14 protein-coding genes and 2 pseudogenes are annotated in these 16,877 nt (G+C 71.1%); 5 read left to right on the top strand and 11 right to left on the bottom strand.

Annotation, left to right across the window (positions count from 1 at the left end; all coding sequences use genetic code 11):
* Both AB0I23_RS37370 and AB0I23_RS37365 read left to right on the top strand, forming a co-directional pair.
* Positions 1–334: pseudogene (locus tag AB0I23_RS37370) on the top strand (IS200/IS605 family accessory protein TnpB-related protein); the annotation flags it as partial.
* Between the two features lie 206 nt (positions 335–540).
* Complete coding sequence (locus AB0I23_RS37365; protein WP_359116815.1) at positions 541–1,416, top strand: universal stress protein; 876 nt, start codon at positions 541–543, stop codon at positions 1,414–1,416.
* Positions 1,417–1,877: 461 nt separating this feature from the next.
* Here the strand turns inward: AB0I23_RS37365 and AB0I23_RS37360 are convergent, their stop codons facing one another.
* Positions 1,878–2,807, bottom strand: coding sequence for an NAD-dependent epimerase/dehydratase family protein (locus AB0I23_RS37360; protein ID WP_359116812.1), 930 nt, complete (start codon positions 2,805–2,807; stop codon positions 1,878–1,880).
* A gap of 141 nt (positions 2,808–2,948) precedes the next feature.
* Here AB0I23_RS37360 and AB0I23_RS37355 point away from each other — a divergent pair, with 141 nt between their 5' ends.
* Positions 2,949–3,686 carry a TetR/AcrR family transcriptional regulator gene (locus AB0I23_RS37355; RefSeq protein ID WP_359116809.1) on the top strand — a complete coding sequence of 246 codons (738 nt, stop codon included), beginning with the start codon at positions 2,949–2,951 and terminating at the stop codon, positions 3,684–3,686.
* Between the two features lie 44 nt (positions 3,687–3,730).
* Here the strand turns inward: AB0I23_RS37355 and AB0I23_RS37350 are convergent.
* The 9 genes and pseudogenes from AB0I23_RS37350 to AB0I23_RS37310 form a co-directional block, all read right to left on the bottom strand.
* Positions 3,731–3,841: pseudogene (locus AB0I23_RS37350) on the bottom strand (IS5 family transposase); the annotation flags it as partial.
* 104 nt (positions 3,842–3,945) lie between these two features.
* Complete coding sequence (locus AB0I23_RS37345) at positions 3,946–5,592, bottom strand: amidohydrolase (protein ID WP_359116806.1); 1,647 nt, start codon at positions 5,590–5,592, stop codon at positions 3,946–3,948.
* Positions 5,589–6,023 (bottom strand): cupin domain-containing protein, encoded by a 435-nt coding sequence (locus tag AB0I23_RS37340; RefSeq protein ID WP_359116803.1) that lies wholly within the window; start codon positions 6,021–6,023, stop codon positions 5,589–5,591. The genes AB0I23_RS37345 and AB0I23_RS37340 overlap by 4 nt, the downstream gene beginning before the upstream one ends.
* A 16-nt stretch (positions 6,024–6,039) precedes the next feature.
* Positions 6,040–7,458, bottom strand: coding sequence for an NAD(P)/FAD-dependent oxidoreductase (locus AB0I23_RS37335; RefSeq protein ID WP_359116801.1), 1,419 nt, complete (start codon positions 7,456–7,458; stop codon positions 6,040–6,042).
* Positions 7,455–8,627: an ABC transporter ATP-binding protein gene (locus AB0I23_RS37330; protein WP_359116798.1), complete on the bottom strand. Its 1,173-nt coding sequence runs from the start codon at positions 8,625–8,627 to the stop codon at positions 7,455–7,457. The genes AB0I23_RS37335 and AB0I23_RS37330 overlap by 4 nt, the downstream gene beginning before the upstream one ends.
* Complete coding sequence (locus AB0I23_RS37325; RefSeq protein ID WP_359116795.1) at positions 8,617–9,408, bottom strand: ABC transporter permease; 792 nt, start codon at positions 9,406–9,408, stop codon at positions 8,617–8,619. The genes AB0I23_RS37330 and AB0I23_RS37325 overlap by 11 nt, the downstream gene beginning before the upstream one ends.
* Positions 9,405–10,283: an ABC transporter permease gene (locus AB0I23_RS37320; protein ID WP_359116793.1), complete on the bottom strand. Its 879-nt coding sequence runs from the start codon at positions 10,281–10,283 to the stop codon at positions 9,405–9,407. The genes AB0I23_RS37325 and AB0I23_RS37320 overlap by 4 nt, the downstream gene beginning before the upstream one ends.
* Positions 10,284–10,286: 3 nt before the next feature.
* On the bottom strand, positions 10,287–11,408 hold the full coding sequence (locus AB0I23_RS37315) for an ABC transporter substrate-binding protein (protein WP_359116790.1): 1,122 nt from the start codon (positions 11,406–11,408) through the stop codon (positions 10,287–10,289).
* Between the two features lie 200 nt (positions 11,409–11,608).
* Positions 11,609–12,190, bottom strand: coding sequence for a helix-turn-helix domain-containing protein (locus AB0I23_RS37310; RefSeq protein WP_359116787.1), 582 nt, complete (start codon positions 12,188–12,190; stop codon positions 11,609–11,611).
* A gap of 323 nt (positions 12,191–12,513) precedes the next feature.
* Here AB0I23_RS37310 and AB0I23_RS37305 point away from each other — a divergent pair, with 323 nt between their 5' ends.
* Positions 12,514–12,936: an ATP-binding protein gene (locus tag AB0I23_RS37305; RefSeq protein WP_359116820.1), complete on the top strand. Its 423-nt coding sequence runs from the start codon at positions 12,514–12,516 to the stop codon at positions 12,934–12,936.
* A 485-nt stretch (positions 12,937–13,421) separates the two neighbouring features.
* Positions 13,422–15,680, top strand: a complete 2,259-nt coding sequence (locus tag AB0I23_RS37300; RefSeq protein WP_359116784.1) for a M4 family metallopeptidase — start codon at positions 13,422–13,424, stop codon at positions 15,678–15,680.
* A 279-nt stretch (positions 15,681–15,959) separates the two neighbouring features.
* On the opposite strand, the gene AB0I23_RS37295 is transcribed toward AB0I23_RS37300, so the two are convergent.
* Complete coding sequence (locus tag AB0I23_RS37295) at positions 15,960–16,871, bottom strand: LysR family transcriptional regulator (protein ID WP_359116781.1); 912 nt, start codon at positions 16,869–16,871, stop codon at positions 15,960–15,962.
* Positions 16,872–16,877: the final 6 nt, after the last annotated feature.

Below are 16,877 nucleotides of genomic sequence, written 5' to 3'. Positions count from 1 at the left end.
GCACTGGCAGAAACCAATGGTCGCCCCCCACCGCAAGATGTCCCGTCACGATGCCGCCGGCATCGCGATCGGACGACGCGCCCTCGGACACCCGGTCCGGCGTCGGACGGCACTGCCCCCACACGACCGGAGTGATCGTGCGGGGCATCGGACCGTCCAGGCCGGGCCAGGTGACCGGGGGCGTGAGGGAACCCGCCCACCCGCAACGGACCGGCTCCCTGGAGGACCGTCGCCGAGCGGGAAGCGAAAGCGGGAACCCAGCGCATCCAACACCGTTCGGGATGCGCCCAGTACGCAACAGTGGGTCCAGGACTCACTCATGCGCACTGGTTAGAAACGGTTCCACATGCGCCACCGGAGGATCTGGGGTACTTGTCGAATGAAGAGAACCCGTGCTCGGCGTGTCTGCGCAGACGCACACCCCGTCGATCCCCTGCCGCCGTCCTCCAGCCCCTGGACCGGGGCACAGGTGCAAGCCGTGCGGAAAGGCGGCTCGCACAACCGCCGTTCAGGCTTCTTGCGAGACGGAGGCAGTCGTTCATGGAGCCAGTCGTCACCGTCGGCCTCGACGGGTCACCCGAGAGCCTTTCTGCTGCCCGTTGGGCCGCCGACGAAGCCGAGCGTCGCAAGCTCACGCTGCGCCTGCTGCACGCGTGGCCCCTGCTGGTGCCGGAACCGCCCCGCACTCCTGCCGAGATGGATCAGAACTACTGGGCGAGGCGGATCGTGCACAACACGCGGGCGGAGCTCCAGGCACACCACCCGGGCCTCCCCGTCGTCGGCAGCCTGGTAGCCGACGATGCCGAGCACGCGCTTCTGCGAGCGGCATCGGAGTCCGAGATGCTCGTGCTCGGTTCGCGGGGGCTGGTGCCCATCGAGAGCTATTTCCTCGGCGACATCAGCATGCCCGTCGTGGCACGCGCCGAGCGGCCGGTGGTCCTGGTGCGAGCCGGTACGGGCGAAGACGGCCCACAGCCCGCTCGAACTGCGACAGGCGGCGTGGTGGTGGCGCTCAAACTGCACGGACCCTGCGACGACCTGCTCGAATTCGCCTTCAAGACCGCTGCTGTGCGCGGCATTCCTCTTCGGGCCGTCCACGGCCGAAGCCTGCCGCTGGACGCATACGTGCCCTGGGGCGTGGACCATGACGTGGCGGAAGGAATCGTTCAGGACGCACAGAAGCTCCTCAGCCAGACTCTCCGCCCCTGGCGTGACAGGTTCCCGCTGGTGGACGTCACCGACAGCACCCCACTCGTAAGCCCTGCCAAGGCTGTCGTACGGGCCGCCGAAGGTGCTGATCTGCTGGTCGTCGGCCGACGACAGCACCATCGTGCCCTGGCACCACCCCTGGGCCCCGTAGCCCAGGCCGCCATTCATCACGCACGCTGCCCGGTCGCCGTCGTCCCCCACGATTGACGGGAGAAACCACTCGCCCAGACCGCTCAGGCCGAGTTCGTCAACAGGGGCCGTGGTCCACGATCTCGAGTGCTCCACCGGACGCGCCCTGGGCCCGGTGTCGAGCCTGCGTCCGTTTCGGTGCTACGGGCGCACCAAGAACATGAACGCGATGTCCGTCCATGCCCTCGCCCGCCGCCTGGCGGGTACCCAAATCACAGTGAACGGCGCCCATCCGGAAGTCGTCAGGGGGACGGGGCTCGGCAGGGACGTTCGGGGTGCCCTGAAGATCATGATCTCACTGCTGAGCCCGCTCTCGCCGGGCCCGGACGCCGGAGCCGGCACACCGGCGTGGCCGGCCACGTCTCCGGACGTCGAGGGCGTCACCGGCCGGTTCTTCGTCAAGCGCCGGGAAGTCGAGACCGCGCCGCACACCAGCGACGTCGGACGCTGCGACCGGCTGTGGAACGAGAGCGCGCGCCTCACCGGCCTCCCCCTGACCATGTGGCGATGGTCTCCTCCAGCGCCACGTCGAGCGGGGCGGGCTGTATCCCGAAGGCCTCGGTCGCGGCGGAGGAATCCACCACGAACGGCTTGCGGAACTGGTACTGGGTCTCGCGGAGTTCGCGGACGATCGGATTACTCAGTCCGCCGAGCCAGAGCATTGCCGCGGGCATGGTGGACAACCGCGGCGGGGGCGCGTCGGCCAGTGCACAGGCGCGGGTGGTGATGTCGCGGATGGAGAGCGGGGCGGCGGTCGGCACGTGCCAGGCGCGACCCCACGCGCTTTCGTCCGCCGCGACGGCGCTCAGTGTGCGCGCCACGTCGCCGACGTAGGTCCAACTGTGCGGCGCGTCCAGGTTCGCCGGCACACTCACGCGCGCTCCTGCCAGCGCCTTGGGCAGGACGGCCATGGTGAGCAGCGACTGGGTGCCGGCCCCGAGGTAGTCCGAGGAACGGACCTCCGCGGTGCGGACATGGCCGGCTTCGTGGGCGGCGAGCGCGTCGGCCCATATCCGGGCCCGGACACGGCCCTTCGTGCCGGTCGCCAGCAGCGGATGCCGCTCGGTCATGGTGCCGGTCATCGGACCGTAGCCGTAGAGGTTGCCCGCGGTCACCAGCACGGCGCCGCCGGCGCGGGCGGCTTCGAGGAAGGCCGCCGCCAGCGGCGGCCAGTCGACGGGCCACCGGTGGTAGGGCGGGCCGGCGCAGTTGTAGAGCGCAGTCGCGCCCGCACAGAGCCGGGCGAGTGCCGATGCGTCGGTGGCGTCGGCGGCCACCCGCTCGACGGCCGGATGGTCCGGACCAGTACCGCGCCGGGTTACCACGCGGACCTGTTCCCCTTGGTCGGCGAGCAGGCGCGCCGTGGCTGATCCGACCGGCCCGGCGCCCACGATGACGTGCACAGACATGAGATATCCCCGGATACGTGTACGGCGTTCTCTTGCGAGAACAGTGTTCTCTGAACCTATTTGAGCCGTGTCGGCCCCGCCTGTCAAGAACACTGTTCACTCTCCGGTCGCCCGTTCTCCTCGCTGTGCGAGAATGCGGTCATGTCGGTGCCATCACTGCGGGCCCGGGTCCGCGCCGAGACCGCCGAGGAGATCCGCGCGATCGCCAGGCGGCACCTGGCCACGGACGGCGCGAACCTGTCCCTGCGGGCTGTGGCGAGGGATGCCGGACTGGTCCCCTCGGCGCTCTACCGCTACTTCCCGAACCGTGATGCGTTGCTGACCGCGCTGATCACGGACGCCTACGCGGCGCTCGCCGCGTCCGCGAAGGCTGCGGAAGCCGCCGTGGCCCGCCACGACCTGCCGACTCGGCTCCTGTCGCTCGGCCACGGGGTGCGCTCGTGGGCCCTGGACCACCCCGCCGAGTACGCCCTGATCTACGGCAGCCCGGTACCGAGCTACGCGGCACCGCCGCAGACGGTGGGACCGGCATCAGAGGTCGTGGCGGCCCTGATCGGCATCCTGTTCGACGGCGCCGAGCGTGGGCTGCGCCCGGCGGCCCCGCCCCGGCCGCTGCCCGCCGCGACCCGCGCGGAGCTGCGTCGGTTGATGGACCAAAGCCCCTTGGTGAAGCCCACGTGGATCGAACCGGCACCCGAGGTGGTCATCGCCACCGCGTTCACGCTGTGGACCCAGCTGTTCGGCCTGATCAGCTTCGAGGTCTTCGGGCGGCTCAACGACTTGATCGAGGAACGGCGGGAGTACTTCGAGCACCAGATGCTGGTGATGGCCGACTTCGCAGGGCTCGCCACGGCCGTCCCCTCCCCCGGCGACGGGTGAGGGACATGGATACCGCCCGGCGGTTCTTCCTGGGCCTGTCCGTCGCGACGGGCGCCCGCGGCATGCTGATGGGCCCGGCAGATCGTGGAGTCGACGTTCACTTCCCACGTGATGGGTCCGGCCGCGTCTGCCCGGGCCTGCAGCCTGGTCAGCAGCATCGACCGGACGTTCACCGCGCCCGGACCGTGTCCCGCGGGGGGATGCCGCGGGCGGTTCCGCCGACGGCGACCGAGACGGTCCCGGACGCCGTCGGCCGCGTTCACTCGGCGTGGACCGCCTCCCCCGCGACCAGGGTGAGCACCGAACGGGTGCCGGCCACGTCCGTGTCCGGGGCGAAGAGGTCCCGGTCGAGGACGGCGAGGTCCGCTGCCATGTCCTCGCGTACCAGGCCGACCTCGTCGTCGTTGCCGTTCACCCAGGCCGAGCCCGCCGTGTAGGCGCGCAGGATGTCGGTGAGCTCCAGCCGCTCCCCCGGCCCGAACGGGCGGTCGGCGCCCGGCCAGCCGGCGTGTGCCGAACCGGGCGGTTCGGTGCGGTGGACGGCGACGTGCATGGCCTGCCAGGGGTCGGCCGTGGTGACCGGCCAGTCGCTGCCCCCGGCAAGCCGGGCGCCGCTGTCCAGGAGCCGGCGGAAGGGGTACTGCCGGCCGGCCCGCCCCTCGCCCAGCAGCGGGTTGGTCAGCTCGTCGGTCTGCTGGTGGTGGGTCGCCCACAGCGACTGGACGTTGGCCGCCACCCCCAGCTCGGCGAAGCGGACGATGTCCGCGTCGTCGACCAGTTGCACATGGGCGATGTGGTGGCGCCGGTCGCGCGCCCCGCCCGCCCGGACGGCGGCCTCGACCGCGTCCAGGCACTCGCGCACCGCCCGGTCGCCGATCGCGTGGAAGTGCACCTGGAAGCCGGCCGCGTCCAGCCGGGTCACCGCCTGGACGAGCAGGTCGGCGGGCACGTTGGAGTGGCCGCGGTTGCCGGTGGCGCACCCGCAGGAGTCCAGATACGGCTCCAGCAGGGCGCCGGTGCCGTTCTCCAGCACGCCGTCCTGCATCACCTTCACCGCACCGGCCTGGAACCTGCGGCCGGGCTCGCCGCGCCGGGCCACCAGGTCGTCCAGCTGCTCCAGGCCGCGGTCGCGGTCCCACCACAGGGCGCCGGTGACCCGGGCCTTCAGCAGCCCCTCGGCGTCGGCCCGGCGGTAGGCGGCGAGCGTGTCGCCGGCCCCGCCGTAGGCGCCGACGACGGCGTCCTGCCAGCCGGTGATGCCGTACCGGAAGAGGTGGGCCTGCGCGTGGCGGAGTGCCGCGAGCTGGTCCTCGACGGTGTCCGGCGGCAGCACCCGGGCCACCAGGTCCATCGCGCTCTCGTGCAGCACCCCGGTGGGCCGGCCGGCCGCGTCGCGCTCGATCCGCCCGGCCGCCGGGTCCGGGGTGGCCGCGTCGATCCCGGCGCGGTCCAGCGCCGCCGAGTTGACCCACGCCGAGTGGTGGTCGGCGTTGGGCAGGAAGGCCGGCCGGTCCGGGACGACCGCGTCCAGCAGTTCCCCGGTCGGCCAGCCACCGGGGAAGCAGTCCATGCTCCAGCCGCCGCCGAGGATCCACGGCCGCCCGGGGTGGGCGGCCGCGTACTCCCGGACGGCCGCGACGCAACTCTCGGCGTCGGCGGCGCCGGTGAGGTCGCAGCGCAGTGCCTCCAGAGCGCCCCAGACGGGGTGGATGTGTGCGTCCTGGAGGCCGGGCACCACGGTCCGGCCGGCCAGGTCCACCGCTTCGGCCGGCCGGCCGACGGCCCGGCGCACCTCGGCGTCGGTGCCGACGGCCGTGATCCGGCCGCCGGCCACGGCGACGGCCGTGGCGTGGGGCCGCAGCGGGTCGCTGGTCCACACCCGGCCGCCGTGCAGGACGAGGGTCATGCGCCGGCCCGGTGGGTGCGGACCACGTACACCTTGCGGAGGGTCTCGTGGACCTGCCAGGTGCCGTGCCAGCCGGCCGGCATCGTCAGGGTGGAGCTGGGGCGCAGCTCGACGCTCTCGCCGCCGTCGGTGTGGACGGTGGCGGACCCGGTCAGCACCTGGCATACCTCGTCGTAGCCGTCGCGGGTGGCGGTGAAGTGGCCGGGGTCGCACTCCCAGACGCCGACCTCCACCAGCCCGTCGGGGGACTCCCACAGGGTGCGGTTGGTCTCCTGCTGGCCTGTGGTGCTGGTGGGCTTGGGCCGGGCGGGGGGCAGATCGGCGGTCGCCGCGTCGGTGAGGAAGGTGACGGCGGGGACGGCGGCTTCTCCGGAGTGGGGAGAGACCCCGCAGACGGGAGACACGCCGGAGACGGGGGCGGTGGTGTCCATGGTGGATCGGCTCCTTTCAGCGGCCGCTGATGACGTTGGCGACGCGTGCGATGACGGAGGTGCGCTCCAGGCCGGAGTTCTCGTGCCGGTCGGCGGCGCGGTAGGCGACGTAAAGGCTGCGCACGCCCAGCCAGCGCAGCGGCTCCGGCTCCCAGCCGCGCACCTTGCGGTCGACCCAGGGCAGCCGGGTGAGGTCGGTCTTCTGACGCAGGATCAGGTCGCGCAGAGTGCGTCCGGCGAGGTTGGTGGTGGTCACGCCGTGCCCGACGTAGCCGCCGGCCCAGCCCAGTCCGGTCCGCTCGTCCAGGTGGACGGTGGCGCACCAGTCGCGGGGCACGCCCAGCACACCGGACCAGGTGTGGTCGATCCCGACGCCCTCGGTGGCCGGGAAGTGCTGCCGCAGGATGGCCTGCAGCTGCAGTTGGGTGGCGGCCCGGGTCTCGCCGCGCTGGTCGACGTGGGAGCCGAACATGTACGGGATGCCGCGCCCGCCGATGGCGATGCGGCCGTCGGTGGTGCGCTGGATGTAGCAGTACGAGTTGGCCTCGTCCCCGATCAGTTCGGCGCCGCGCCAGCCGATCTCGTCCCACGCGGAGGCGGGAAGCGGCTCAGTGACGATCATGCTGCTGTTCATCGGCAGCCAGACCCGGCGGTGACCGCGCAGCCCGGCGGTGAACCCCTCCAGCGCCCGGATGACGTACGTCGCCTTGACGGTGCCGTGCGGGGTGACCGCCTCGCGCGGGCGGATCTCGGTGACCTCGGTGCCCTCGTAGATGGCCACGCCCATCCGCTCGACCACGTCGGCCAGGCCCCGCACCAGCTTGGCGGGCTGGATGCGGGCGCAGTGCGGGCTCCACTGGGCGTAGCGGGCGCCGGCCACGCGGACCCGCTCGGCGAGCTGGTCCGCGTCGAGTTCGACCAGGTCGTCCTCGCCCCAGCCCTCGGCGCGCAGCGGCGGCAGCCCTTCGCGCAGCCGCCGCTCCTGCGCGGCGTTGGTGGCGACGTGCAGCAGACCGTCCTTCTGGATGTCGGCCTCGATGCCTTCCTCGGCGGCGACCCGGATGACCTCGTCGACGGAGGAGAACATCTCGCGCTGCAGGGCGACGGCCGGCTCCCGGCCGTGCGACTTGGCGTAGCGGCGCATCTGGCCGGGCGGCTCGGCGCTGAGCCAGCCGCCGTTGCGGCCGGAGGCGCCGAAGCCGGCGAACTCCTTCTCCAGGACGGCGATCCTGAGGTCGGGCTGGGCCTGCTTGAGATAGTAGGCGGTCCACAGGGCGGTGTAGCCGCCGCCGACGAGTGCGACGTCGACGTCCAGGTCACCGGGCAGGGCGGGGCGGCGGGCGGGGATGCCGCCCTCCCGGAACCAGAAGGAGACGGCGCCGTTGACGAAGGTGGGGCTGGTGGCGGGAGTGCCGCTCGGAGTGGTCGTGCTCATCGTCCGCTCTTTTCCGCGGCGGCGACCGGGATCCGGTCACCGGAAGTGGGTGGGTGGGTGGGACCGGAGGCATCGTCGAGCAGGACGCCCCGCTCGACGTCCCAGACCACGGTGACCTCGTCGCCGTGGCGGACGCCGGAGAGCCGGTCGGCCTGTTCTCGGGCGAGCAGCAGGGTGCCGTCGGGCAGGGCGAGTTCGAGCTTGCGGCCGGAGCCCAGGTAGATCTCCTGGGTGACCCGGGCGGGCAGCGCGTTGACCCCGGAGGCCACCGGCGCCCCGGCGGGCTGCACCTTCAGGTGCTCGGGGCGGACCACGACAGCGGCCGCGGTGCCCTCGGCCCTTCGGCCGGCGGCGCGTACCGTGCGGTCGCCGACCCGCAGGCAGGAGTCGTCGCCGTCCGACTCGATACGTCCCCGGACGGTGGAGGACTCGCCGAGGAATTCGGCCACGAACAGGCTGCGGGGCTTCTCGTACAGCTCGCTGGCGGTGCCGACCTGCTGGATGCCCCCGTCGTTGAAGACGGCGATGCGGTCCGAGAGGACCAGCGCCTCCTCCTGGTCGTGGGTGACGAAGACGAAGGTGGAGCCGACCTCCTGGTGCACCCGCTTGATCTCCAGCTGGAGGGATTCCCGCAGCTTCTTGTCGAGCGCGCCGAGCGGCTCGTCCATCAGCAGCACGCTCGGCTCGTACACCACGGCCCGCGCCAGGGCGACCCGCTGCTGCTGGCCGCCGGACAGTTCGCGCGGCCGACGGTGGCCGTAACCCCCGAGCCGCACGGTCTCCAGGGCCGCGTCGACCATCTCGGCGCGGCGGGCCTTGGGCACCTTGCGCTGCTTGAGCGGGAAGGCGACGTTCTCCGCCACGGTCATGTGCGGGAAGAGGGCGTAGTGCTGGAAGACCATGCCGATGTCGCGCCGGTGCGGTGGCAGGTCCTGCATCTGCTTACCACCGATGGTCAGCGTGCCCGAGGTGGCGGCGGTGAAGCCGGCGATGATGTTGAGGGTGGTGGTCTTGCCGGAGCCGCTGGGGCCCAGCAGGGTCATGAACTCGCCCGGTTCGATGACCAGGGAGACGTCGTCGACAGCGACGGAGTCCGCGTATTCCTTGCGCACCTGCGCCAGTTCGATACGGGCTCCGCGCGCCTTGATGAGGCTGGTCTCAGCTGACACGGTTCCTCCTGGCGGTGGCGATGGTGGCGGCCAGCACGAGCACCGTGGTGAAGACGATGATCAAAGTGGCGGCCGCGGCGATGGTGGGGTCGGTGTCCCGGGTCACGCTGGCGAACATCTTGACCGGCAAGGTCTGCAGGTACGGGCTCTGGATGAACAGCGAGACCACGACCTCGTCGAAACTGGTGACGAAGGCGAACAGGGCACCGGAGACGACACCGGGGGCGATCTGCGGCAGCGTCACCTGCCGGATGGCGCCCCATCGGTTGGCACCGCAGATCAGCGCGGCGTCCTCCAGCCGCCGGTCGAACCCGCGCAGGCTCGCCGTCACCGGGATGATGACGAACGGCAGGGCAAGCACGGTGTGGGCGGTGACGAAGCCGAGCAGGGTGCCCAGCAGGTTGTACTGGAGGAAGAGCGCGTATACGCCGATGGCCACCACCACGGTCGGCACGATCATGGGTGCCAGCAGCAGCCCGTACGACGCCTTCACCCAACGCGAGCCGGACCGTGTGAGCGCGATCGCGGCGGCGGTGCCCAGGACGGTGGCGACCAGCGCGACCAGGGCGCCCACCTGGAGCGACGAGAGCAGCGCGTCGATCCACCGGGGATCGGTGAAGAAGTTGGTGTACCAGCGGGTGGACCAGCCGCTCGGCGGGAACACCAGGGACGCCTTGTCGGTGAAGCTGAGCGGGATCACCACCAGCGTCGGCGCGATGAGCCAGCAGCCCACCAGGGCGCTGAACGCCCAGAGCGCGATCCGCGCGGGTCCGGTCCTCATCGGGCACCTCCGCGGTTACGGGTGAATCGCAGGACGCCGCCGACCAGTCCCAGCAGGACCAGCGTCACCGCCAGCAGCACCACGCCCATCGCTCCGCCGCGGCCCCACGCCAGCAGCCCGCTGACCTGGGTGAAGATCTGCTGCGAGATCAGCGCCTGGTCGGGCGAGCCCAGCAGCGCCGGGGTGACGTAGAAGCCGAGCGAGGTGATGAACACGGTCAGCGCGCCTGCGCCCACGCCGGGCAGCGACAGCGGCACGAAGACCCGCAGGAACGCGACGGCCGGGCGTGCGCCCATGCCCTGCGCGGCGTCCAGCAGCCGGCGGTCGATGCCGCTCATCACCGCGTACAGCGGCAGCACCATGAAGGGCATCAGCACCTGGGACATGCCGATCACCACCCCGGCGGGGGTGCGGATCAGCTGCAGTGGGCCCAGCCCAACGGTGCCGAGGAGCTGGTTGACCACGCCGCTGTCCTGGAGCAGCACCACCCAGGCGAAGGTGCGCACCATCAGGCTGGTCCAGAACGGCAGCAGCACCAGCAGGGTGAGCCAGATCCGCCCGCGGGCGCCGACCACGGTCATCAGGTAGGCGTACGGGTAGGAGAGCACCAGCGTCACCAGGGTGACGACGGCGCCGACGGTCAGCGTGCGGACGAGCGTGGCGAGGGCGACGTCACTGGTGAAGAACCAGGAGTAGTTGCCCCAGCCGGGCGTCGGTTCGGTGACGCTGCGCCAGGCCATCAGGCCCAGCGGCACCAGGAAGAGCACGACCAGCAGCGCCAGGGCCGGCAGCAGCAGCCGGCCCCACCGGCCGTCGGCGCCCTTGCGGGGCCGGCCGCCGGTGGCCGGGGAGGCGATCTCGATCAGGGCGGTCATGGGTTACCGCGCCAGCCAGTCGGACCACTTCTGGATGATCTGCTCCTGGTTCTTCGCCCACCAGGCGTTGTCGATCTTGAGCGCCTGGGCCTGCCGCTCGGGGCTGGTGGTCACGTACTGCGAGGCGAGCTCGTCGAGCTTGGGCTTGGCGTCGGAGTTGATCGGCGAGTAGGAGGTCAGCTCGGTGAGCTTGGTCTGCTGGGTGACGCCCAGGTAGTAGTTGATCAGCGCCATGGCGGCCTTGGGGTTCTTCGCGCCGACGGGAACGGCGAGGGAGTCGGAGACCGGCAGGAACTGGTTCCATTGCGGCGCGAAGTGGGCGCCGTTCTTGACCGCGGAGTAGGCGCGGCCGGACCACACCATGGCCATGGAGACCTCGCCGGACTCCAGCAGCTGCTGGGAGCGGGCACCGGTGTCCCAGAAGACCAGCGAGGAGCGGACGCTGGTCAGCTTCTTCAGGGCCCGGTCGACGTCCAGCGGGTACAGCTGATCGGGAGCGACCCCGTCGGCGATCAGCGCCGCCTCCAGCGCACCAGGGGCCGCGTCCGACGCGACGCCGGGTATCGCGCGCTTGCCCGGGTACTTGGCCGTGTCGAGGAAGTCCGCCCAGTCCTTCGGCGGGTTGTCGCCGAACTTCTTCTTGTCGTACATCAGGACCACGCCGTAACTCATGGCCGGCACGGAGCACTTGCTTTCCATGCCCTTGGGCAGCTTGGACGTGTCGACGATGCTGGTGTCGAGCGGCATCAGCAGCTTGCCGCACTGGCGCTCGGCCCAGAGCGTGTCGGTGTCCACCACGTCCCAGGTGACGTTCTTGGCGTCGACCTGGGCCTTGACCTTGGTGTAGTCGGTGGGACCGTCGGAGAGCAGCTTCGCTCCCGACTCGGCGGCGAACGGCTTGACGCCGGCGGCCTCCTGGCCGTCCTGGTAGATCCCGCCGTACGAGGCGAAGGTGAGGGTGACGCCGTCGAGCGCGCCCTTCTTCACCTTGCCCGCCTGGGCCGGGCCGGGGCCGAGGTCGACGTCGGCAGCGGCGGGGCCGGTGCCGGTGCAGCCGGTGAGGGTCAGCAGCAGGGCGCCGGCGGCAGCGGTGCACCCAAGGATCTTTCGGGATATTCCAGGCATTACTGTCTCCAAGCGGGAACGGTGAAGAGACACGGGCACGCGAAGGGGCAGAGCGCGCGGCAAAAGACGCGGGCGCGCTCGGGGGAGTGCGCAGAGAGAGGCGCGGCGGAAAGTGCGCGGTGGGCGCGGGCGACTACTGGTGGGCCTGGGCGCTGATGGACGGGGATGACGCGGCGAGCGGGGTGACGTGGCGGGAAGGATCAGTCCGGCGTCGGCGGGCTGATGATCCAGAGGATTTCGGCGGGTGCTTCGTGGTTGTTGACCACACGGTGCGGCACCGAGGAGCGGTATTCGATGCTGTCGCCGGCCTCCAGGTCCTGGGCACAGCCGTCGAGTTCCACCCGCACCGCACCGCTGAGCACCAGAAGGATCTCCTGCGAGTCCCCATGGGTGTAGGCGTCGTCGCCGGTGGAGGCCCCTGGGTCGAACTCACCCGCGTACACCTCCAGATGACTGAGCGGGCGCTGCGAAATGAGTAATTTGCGACTTCCCGGAGCGGTGTGCAGCATCGGCCGGTCGGCCCGCCGCACCACCCTCGGACCGGGCCTGCTGTCCTGGTCGAACAGGTCGGCCACGGTGACGCCGAGCGCCACGGCGATCCGCCGCAGCATGCCGATGGAGGAGTTCACCTGCCCGCGTTCCAGCTGACTGAGGAACCCGGGGCTGGCCTGGGCCGCCTCCCCCAGGGCTCGCAGCGACATCCGCCGCATCATCCGGTACTCCCGGATGTGGGCCCCCAGAGCCGCGTCGGCGGAGGGGTCCGGCGACGAACGATCAGTCATGAGTGAACACCTGACGCGTCTTCAGCGAACACTTTGTTCGCTGGGGTGATACGGACCGTACGCTGACGTGACCTGCCACACAAGACCCCTCATCCGCCGTCACCGGAACGTGACCACCCGCGTGGCTATGGCTTGTCACACAGCCTTGCCTGGGCACGGTCCAGGACCGGATCGGCGAGTCACGCGCGAACGCCGTCTTCGGTTCGGCGCGGGCTTTGCGCCAGCTGACGTGGCGCATCGGAGCGGGCGTTCACCGCGCTCATCGCCCAGGCCGACGTCGACGAGCCTGAACTGGGGCGTCTCGGTGGACACCACGATCGTGCGTGCTCACCAGCACGCGGCCGGGGCGCGGGCCCTGGAGCAATTCGGCGCCGGCAGGGCCGGCAGACGCCGCCGAGCCGGCGCTCACCGAGCTGATCGCACATGTCGTACGCCATGTGCCCGTCCGGCGCGCCTCGCTGCCGATCCTGCGACGGCCGGAGGGACTGCGGGTCGAGGTGACGGACGAGTGCCCGAAGCCGCCCTCGCCATCACCCGCCCCACCGCCCGCCGGCGAACTCGCCGAGGACGGGCGGGGCCTGCTGCCGGTCGCCGCCGTCACCGACCGCTGGGCGTGGAGGAGCTGCCGGGCGGGGCGGGCAGGACAGTGCGGTTCGAGTGCGACCGCGCGGACGGGTGAGGCGATGCCTGCCGACAGGAGTTGCCGTCAAAGCGCCGGGCCCACATCGGGAGCGATGCGAGGGTGACGGCTGCCTGATCGGAAACCCTGGTCCTGGGCCCGGTGGCCGCCGCGGGCCGCCGCCGGCTGCCGAATACCGGCGACATCGGCCTCGACGAGACCGCACGGATCCTGACGGACCGAATCCGGAGGCCGGTCGGCGCAGAGCCGGCGTGAAGGCGGGCCAGGCGGTGCAAAAGATCCGGCGGTGCCGGAGTACTGCCGCTGCACCACCGTGCGCGGCGGCCAGGACCGGAGGGAGTCACCCGGGCTGTCGGAATCCGGCATGTCAGGAATCCGGCATGTCAGGAACCCGACATCACCGAGGACGTGACATGCACAGGTCGACAATGGCAGGCTCTTGATCGGCCGCACGGGGCCAGGCGTTCCCCACAGGGATCTCGCACCGCTGCGGTCATGTCCTCCTCACCGCACCACCAGCTCTACTCGGGCAGCACCCCCTGCCCGGGCTGTCAACGGCCGCAACCCCGGTCGCCGCAGAAGGAGTTCCGCGTGAGAACGACCCCCCGCAAGGCTGTTGCCGCGAGCGCGCTCATAGCGAGCGCCGCGATGATCGCCGTTGCGCTCCCCACGTCCGCCACCGCCGGCACCCAGGCCGACGCGCCCAAGGCGCAGGTCCGGGCCGGCGCGCTGCAGGTCCAGCTCAGCCCGAGTGAGCGCGCCACACTGCTCGCCGACGCGCAGGCCACCGTCGCCACCACCGCCAGGACCCTGGGCCTGGGCGGCCAGGAGCAACTGCTGGTGAAGTCCGTCCTGAAGGACGCCGACGGCACGGTGCACACCCGCTACGAGCGGACCTTCGCGGGCCTGCCGGTCCTCGGCGGCGACCTCGTCGTCCACGCGGCGGCGAACGGCGCCGTCAAGAGCGTCACCAAGGCGACCAAGGCGACGGTGAAGGTCGCCTCGACCACCGCCGTGAACAGCGCCGGCTCGGCGAAGACCTTCGCGCTCGGCCGCGCCAAGGCCAAGGGCACCACCGCCCCGAAGGCCGACACCGTCCGCAAGGTCGTCTGGGCCGCCTCCGGCAAGCCCGTGCTGGCCTGGGAGTCCGTGATCGGCGGCGTGCAGCACGACGGCACCCCGTCCGAGCTGCACGTCATCACCGACGCCACCACCGGTGCCAAGCTGTTCGAGTACCAGGGCATCGAGACCGGCACCGGCACCGGCCAGTACAACGGCCAGGTCACCCTCGGCACCACGCTGTCGGGCTCGACCTACGAGATGACCGACGGCACCCGCGGCGGCCACAAGACGTACGACCTGAACGGCGGCACGTCCGGCACCGGCACGCTGTTCACCGACGCGGACGACGTCTGGGGCAACGGCCTGCCGAGCGACCGTCAGACCGCCGGTGTCGACGCCGCGTTCGGCGCCCAGGCCACGTGGGACTACTACAAGGACGTCCACGCCCGCAACGGCATCAAGAACGACGGCGTCGGCGCCTACTCCCGCGTGCACTACGGCAACGCCTACGTCAACGCGTTCTGGTCCGACTCCTGCTTCTGCATGACCTACGGCGACGGCTCGGCCAACGCCAAGCCGCTGACCTCCGTCGACGTGGCCGCCCACGAGATGACCCACGGCGTCACCTCCAACACCGCCGGCCTGATCTACAGCGGCGAGTCCGGCGGCCTCAACGAGGCGACCTCGGACATCATGGCCGCGGCCGTCGAGTTCTACGTGAGCTCCGCGACCGACCCGGGTGACTACCTGGTCGGCGAGAAGATCGACATCAACGGCAACGGTACCCCGCTGCGGTACATGGACAAGCCGAGCAAGGACGGCGCGTCCAAGGACGCCTGGTACTCCGGCATCGGCAGCATCGACGTCCACTACTCCTCCGGCCCGGCCAACCACTGGTTCTACCTGGCCTCCGAGGGCAGCGGCGCCAAGGTCGTCAACGGCGTGAGCTACAACAGCCCGACCTCCGACGGCCTGTCCGTCACCGCGATCGGCCGCGACGCCGCCGCGAAGATCTGGTACCGCGCGCTGTCGACCTACATGACCTCCTCCACCAACTACGCCGCCGCCCGCACCGCCACCCTGCAGGCGGCCGCCGACCTGTACGGGCTCGGCAGCGACACCTACAACAACACCGCCAACGCCTGGGCGGCCATCAACGTCGGCAGCCGCATCGTCCAGGGCGTGACGGTCACCGACCCCGGCCTCCAGACCACGCTGGTCAACAAGTCCGCGAGCCTGCAGATCCAGGCCACCAGCACCAACCCGGGCGCGCTGACCTACACGGCCACCGGCCTGCCGGCCGGCCTGTCGCTCAACGCCTCCACCGGCCTGATCTCCGGCACCCCCACCAATCTGGGCACCAGCACGGTCACGGTCACGGTCACGGACTCGACCAACGCCTCCTCCACCGCGACGTTCACCTGGAACGTCGTCAGCGTGATCAAGACCTTCGAGAACACCACCGACGTCGCCATCCCGGACGGGGGCGCCGCGGTCTTCTCGGACGTCAACGTCACCGGGATCGCCGGCAAGGCACCAAGTGCCCTCAAGGTCGACGTGGACATCAAGCACACCTGGCGCGGTGACCTGGCCATCGACCTGGTGGCCCCTGACGGCACGCTGTACCGCCTGAAGGATTCCAACATCAGCGACTCGGCCGACGACGTGCTCGCCACCTACACCGTGAACGCCTCCAAGAAGACCGCCAACGGCACCTGGAAGCTCAAGGTCCAGGACATGTTCCGCGGCGACAGCGGCTTCATCAACAGCTGGAAGCTGACCTTCTGACCTCAGTGACAGCACACTGAGGCGGCGGAACCCTTCCCGCCCGGGCCCGGCCGGCCATGATCGGCCGGGCCCGAACGCTGCTCCGGGGAGCCGGTGGGCGATGGGTGACGGCACCACGGTCACCTGCGCCGGCCCCGGCACGAAGTGCGAGGCGTCGAAGGGTAATGCGCAGTCGCCGGTGGCGCTGACCTGCTGCGGCAGCCGACAGACAACCCGCTTCGGCGCGCCCGCGTGGTGAACCCGACACCGAACCGCTGAAACCCCCCTGCCGATCAGCAGTCAGGAGCCGAGGGTGGCGGCCTGGTCCCGTAGTTCGCGCAGCGCCAGCCGCAGCAGCGGATGGCTCTCGCTGCCGCGTCGGACGGCCGTGAACACCCGCCGTGTCGGACGGTAGTCGCTGACCGGACGTATGACGGCGCCGCCGAAGGCGATCCCGTGCACCGCCGAACGGGGCACCAGCGCCACACCCGCACCAGCGGAGACCAGTGCACACACTGCCCGGGAGTCGTCGGCCAAGCACTCCACCCGAGGTTGGAAACACGCCTCCTCGCAGGCGCGCAGCACGACGTCATGCACCGGGTTGCCGGGCCACGGCGTGATCCACGGATCTTCGGCCAGGTCGGCCAGGTCCACCTTCGAGGCCTCGGCCAGCGGATGGCCGGACGGCAGCACGACGTCGAACGGCTCCGCGTACAAAGGCTCGCGCAACAGCTGCTCGCCGTTCTGGCCGGGGGCGTCCTGATGCGCCACCGTTACGGCGATATCGACCGCGCCGTCGATGAGGAGTCGTCGGCTCGCATGCCCCTCGGCGTCCTTCACCCGGATCCGCACCTGCGGAGCGCGTTCCCGCAGCGCCGCCATCGCCGGGGCCACCACTTCGGTGATCGCGCTTGCGAACGCGGCGATGGTCACCTCGCCGGCCACGCCCTCCGAGCAGGCGGCCATATCTGCCTCCGCCTGCTCCAGCTGTGCGGCGATCTTCGTCGCGTGAGCGGCCAGCACGGTGCCCGTGGCAGTCAGCCGGACGGTGCGGCCGCGCCGCTCCAACAGCGCGTGCCCGACCTCGGCCTCGAGCGCTGCCAGCTGCTGCGAAGCCGCCGACGGGGACAGGTAGAGAGTCTGGGCAGCGGCGGTGACGGTGCCGTGCTCGGCCAGCGCCCGCAGCACCCGGAGCCTACGTGGATCAATCACATGAGG

The sequence above is a fragment of the Streptomyces atratus genome, assembly GCF_040655115.1.
Lineage (GTDB): Bacteria > Actinomycetota > Actinomycetes > Streptomycetales > Streptomycetaceae > Streptomyces > Streptomyces atratus_D.
This window is presented reverse-complemented; position numbering and strand designations above follow the sequence as displayed.

Excerpts from the sequence above, each read along its gene's own strand:
- AB0I23_RS37365 (WP_359116815.1), top strand. The coding sequence starts at position 541 with ATGGAGCCAGTCGTCACCGTCGGCCTCGACGGGTCACCCGAGAGCCTT.
- AB0I23_RS37360 (WP_359116812.1), bottom strand. The coding sequence starts at position 2,807 with ATGTCTGTGCACGTCATCGTGGGCGCCGGGCCGGTCGGATCAGCCACG.
- AB0I23_RS37355 (WP_359116809.1), top strand. The coding sequence starts at position 2,949 with ATGTCGGTGCCATCACTGCGGGCCCGGGTCCGCGCCGAGACCGCCGAG.
- AB0I23_RS37345 (WP_359116806.1), bottom strand. The coding sequence starts at position 5,592 with ATGACCCTCGTCCTGCACGGCGGCCGGGTGTGGACCAGCGACCCGCTG.
- AB0I23_RS37340 (WP_359116803.1), bottom strand. The coding sequence starts at position 6,023 with ATGGACACCACCGCCCCCGTCTCCGGCGTGTCTCCCGTCTGCGGGGTC.
- AB0I23_RS37335 (WP_359116801.1), bottom strand. The coding sequence starts at position 7,458 with ATGAGCACGACCACTCCGAGCGGCACTCCCGCCACCAGCCCCACCTTC.
- AB0I23_RS37325 (WP_359116795.1), bottom strand. The coding sequence starts at position 9,408 with ATGAGGACCGGACCCGCGCGGATCGCGCTCTGGGCGTTCAGCGCCCTG.
- AB0I23_RS37320 (WP_359116793.1), bottom strand. The coding sequence starts at position 10,283 with ATGACCGCCCTGATCGAGATCGCCTCCCCGGCCACCGGCGGCCGGCCC.
- AB0I23_RS37315 (WP_359116790.1), bottom strand. The coding sequence starts at position 11,408 with ATGCCTGGAATATCCCGAAAGATCCTTGGGTGCACCGCTGCCGCCGGC.
- AB0I23_RS37310 (WP_359116787.1), bottom strand. The coding sequence starts at position 12,190 with ATGACTGATCGTTCGTCGCCGGACCCCTCCGCCGACGCGGCTCTGGGG.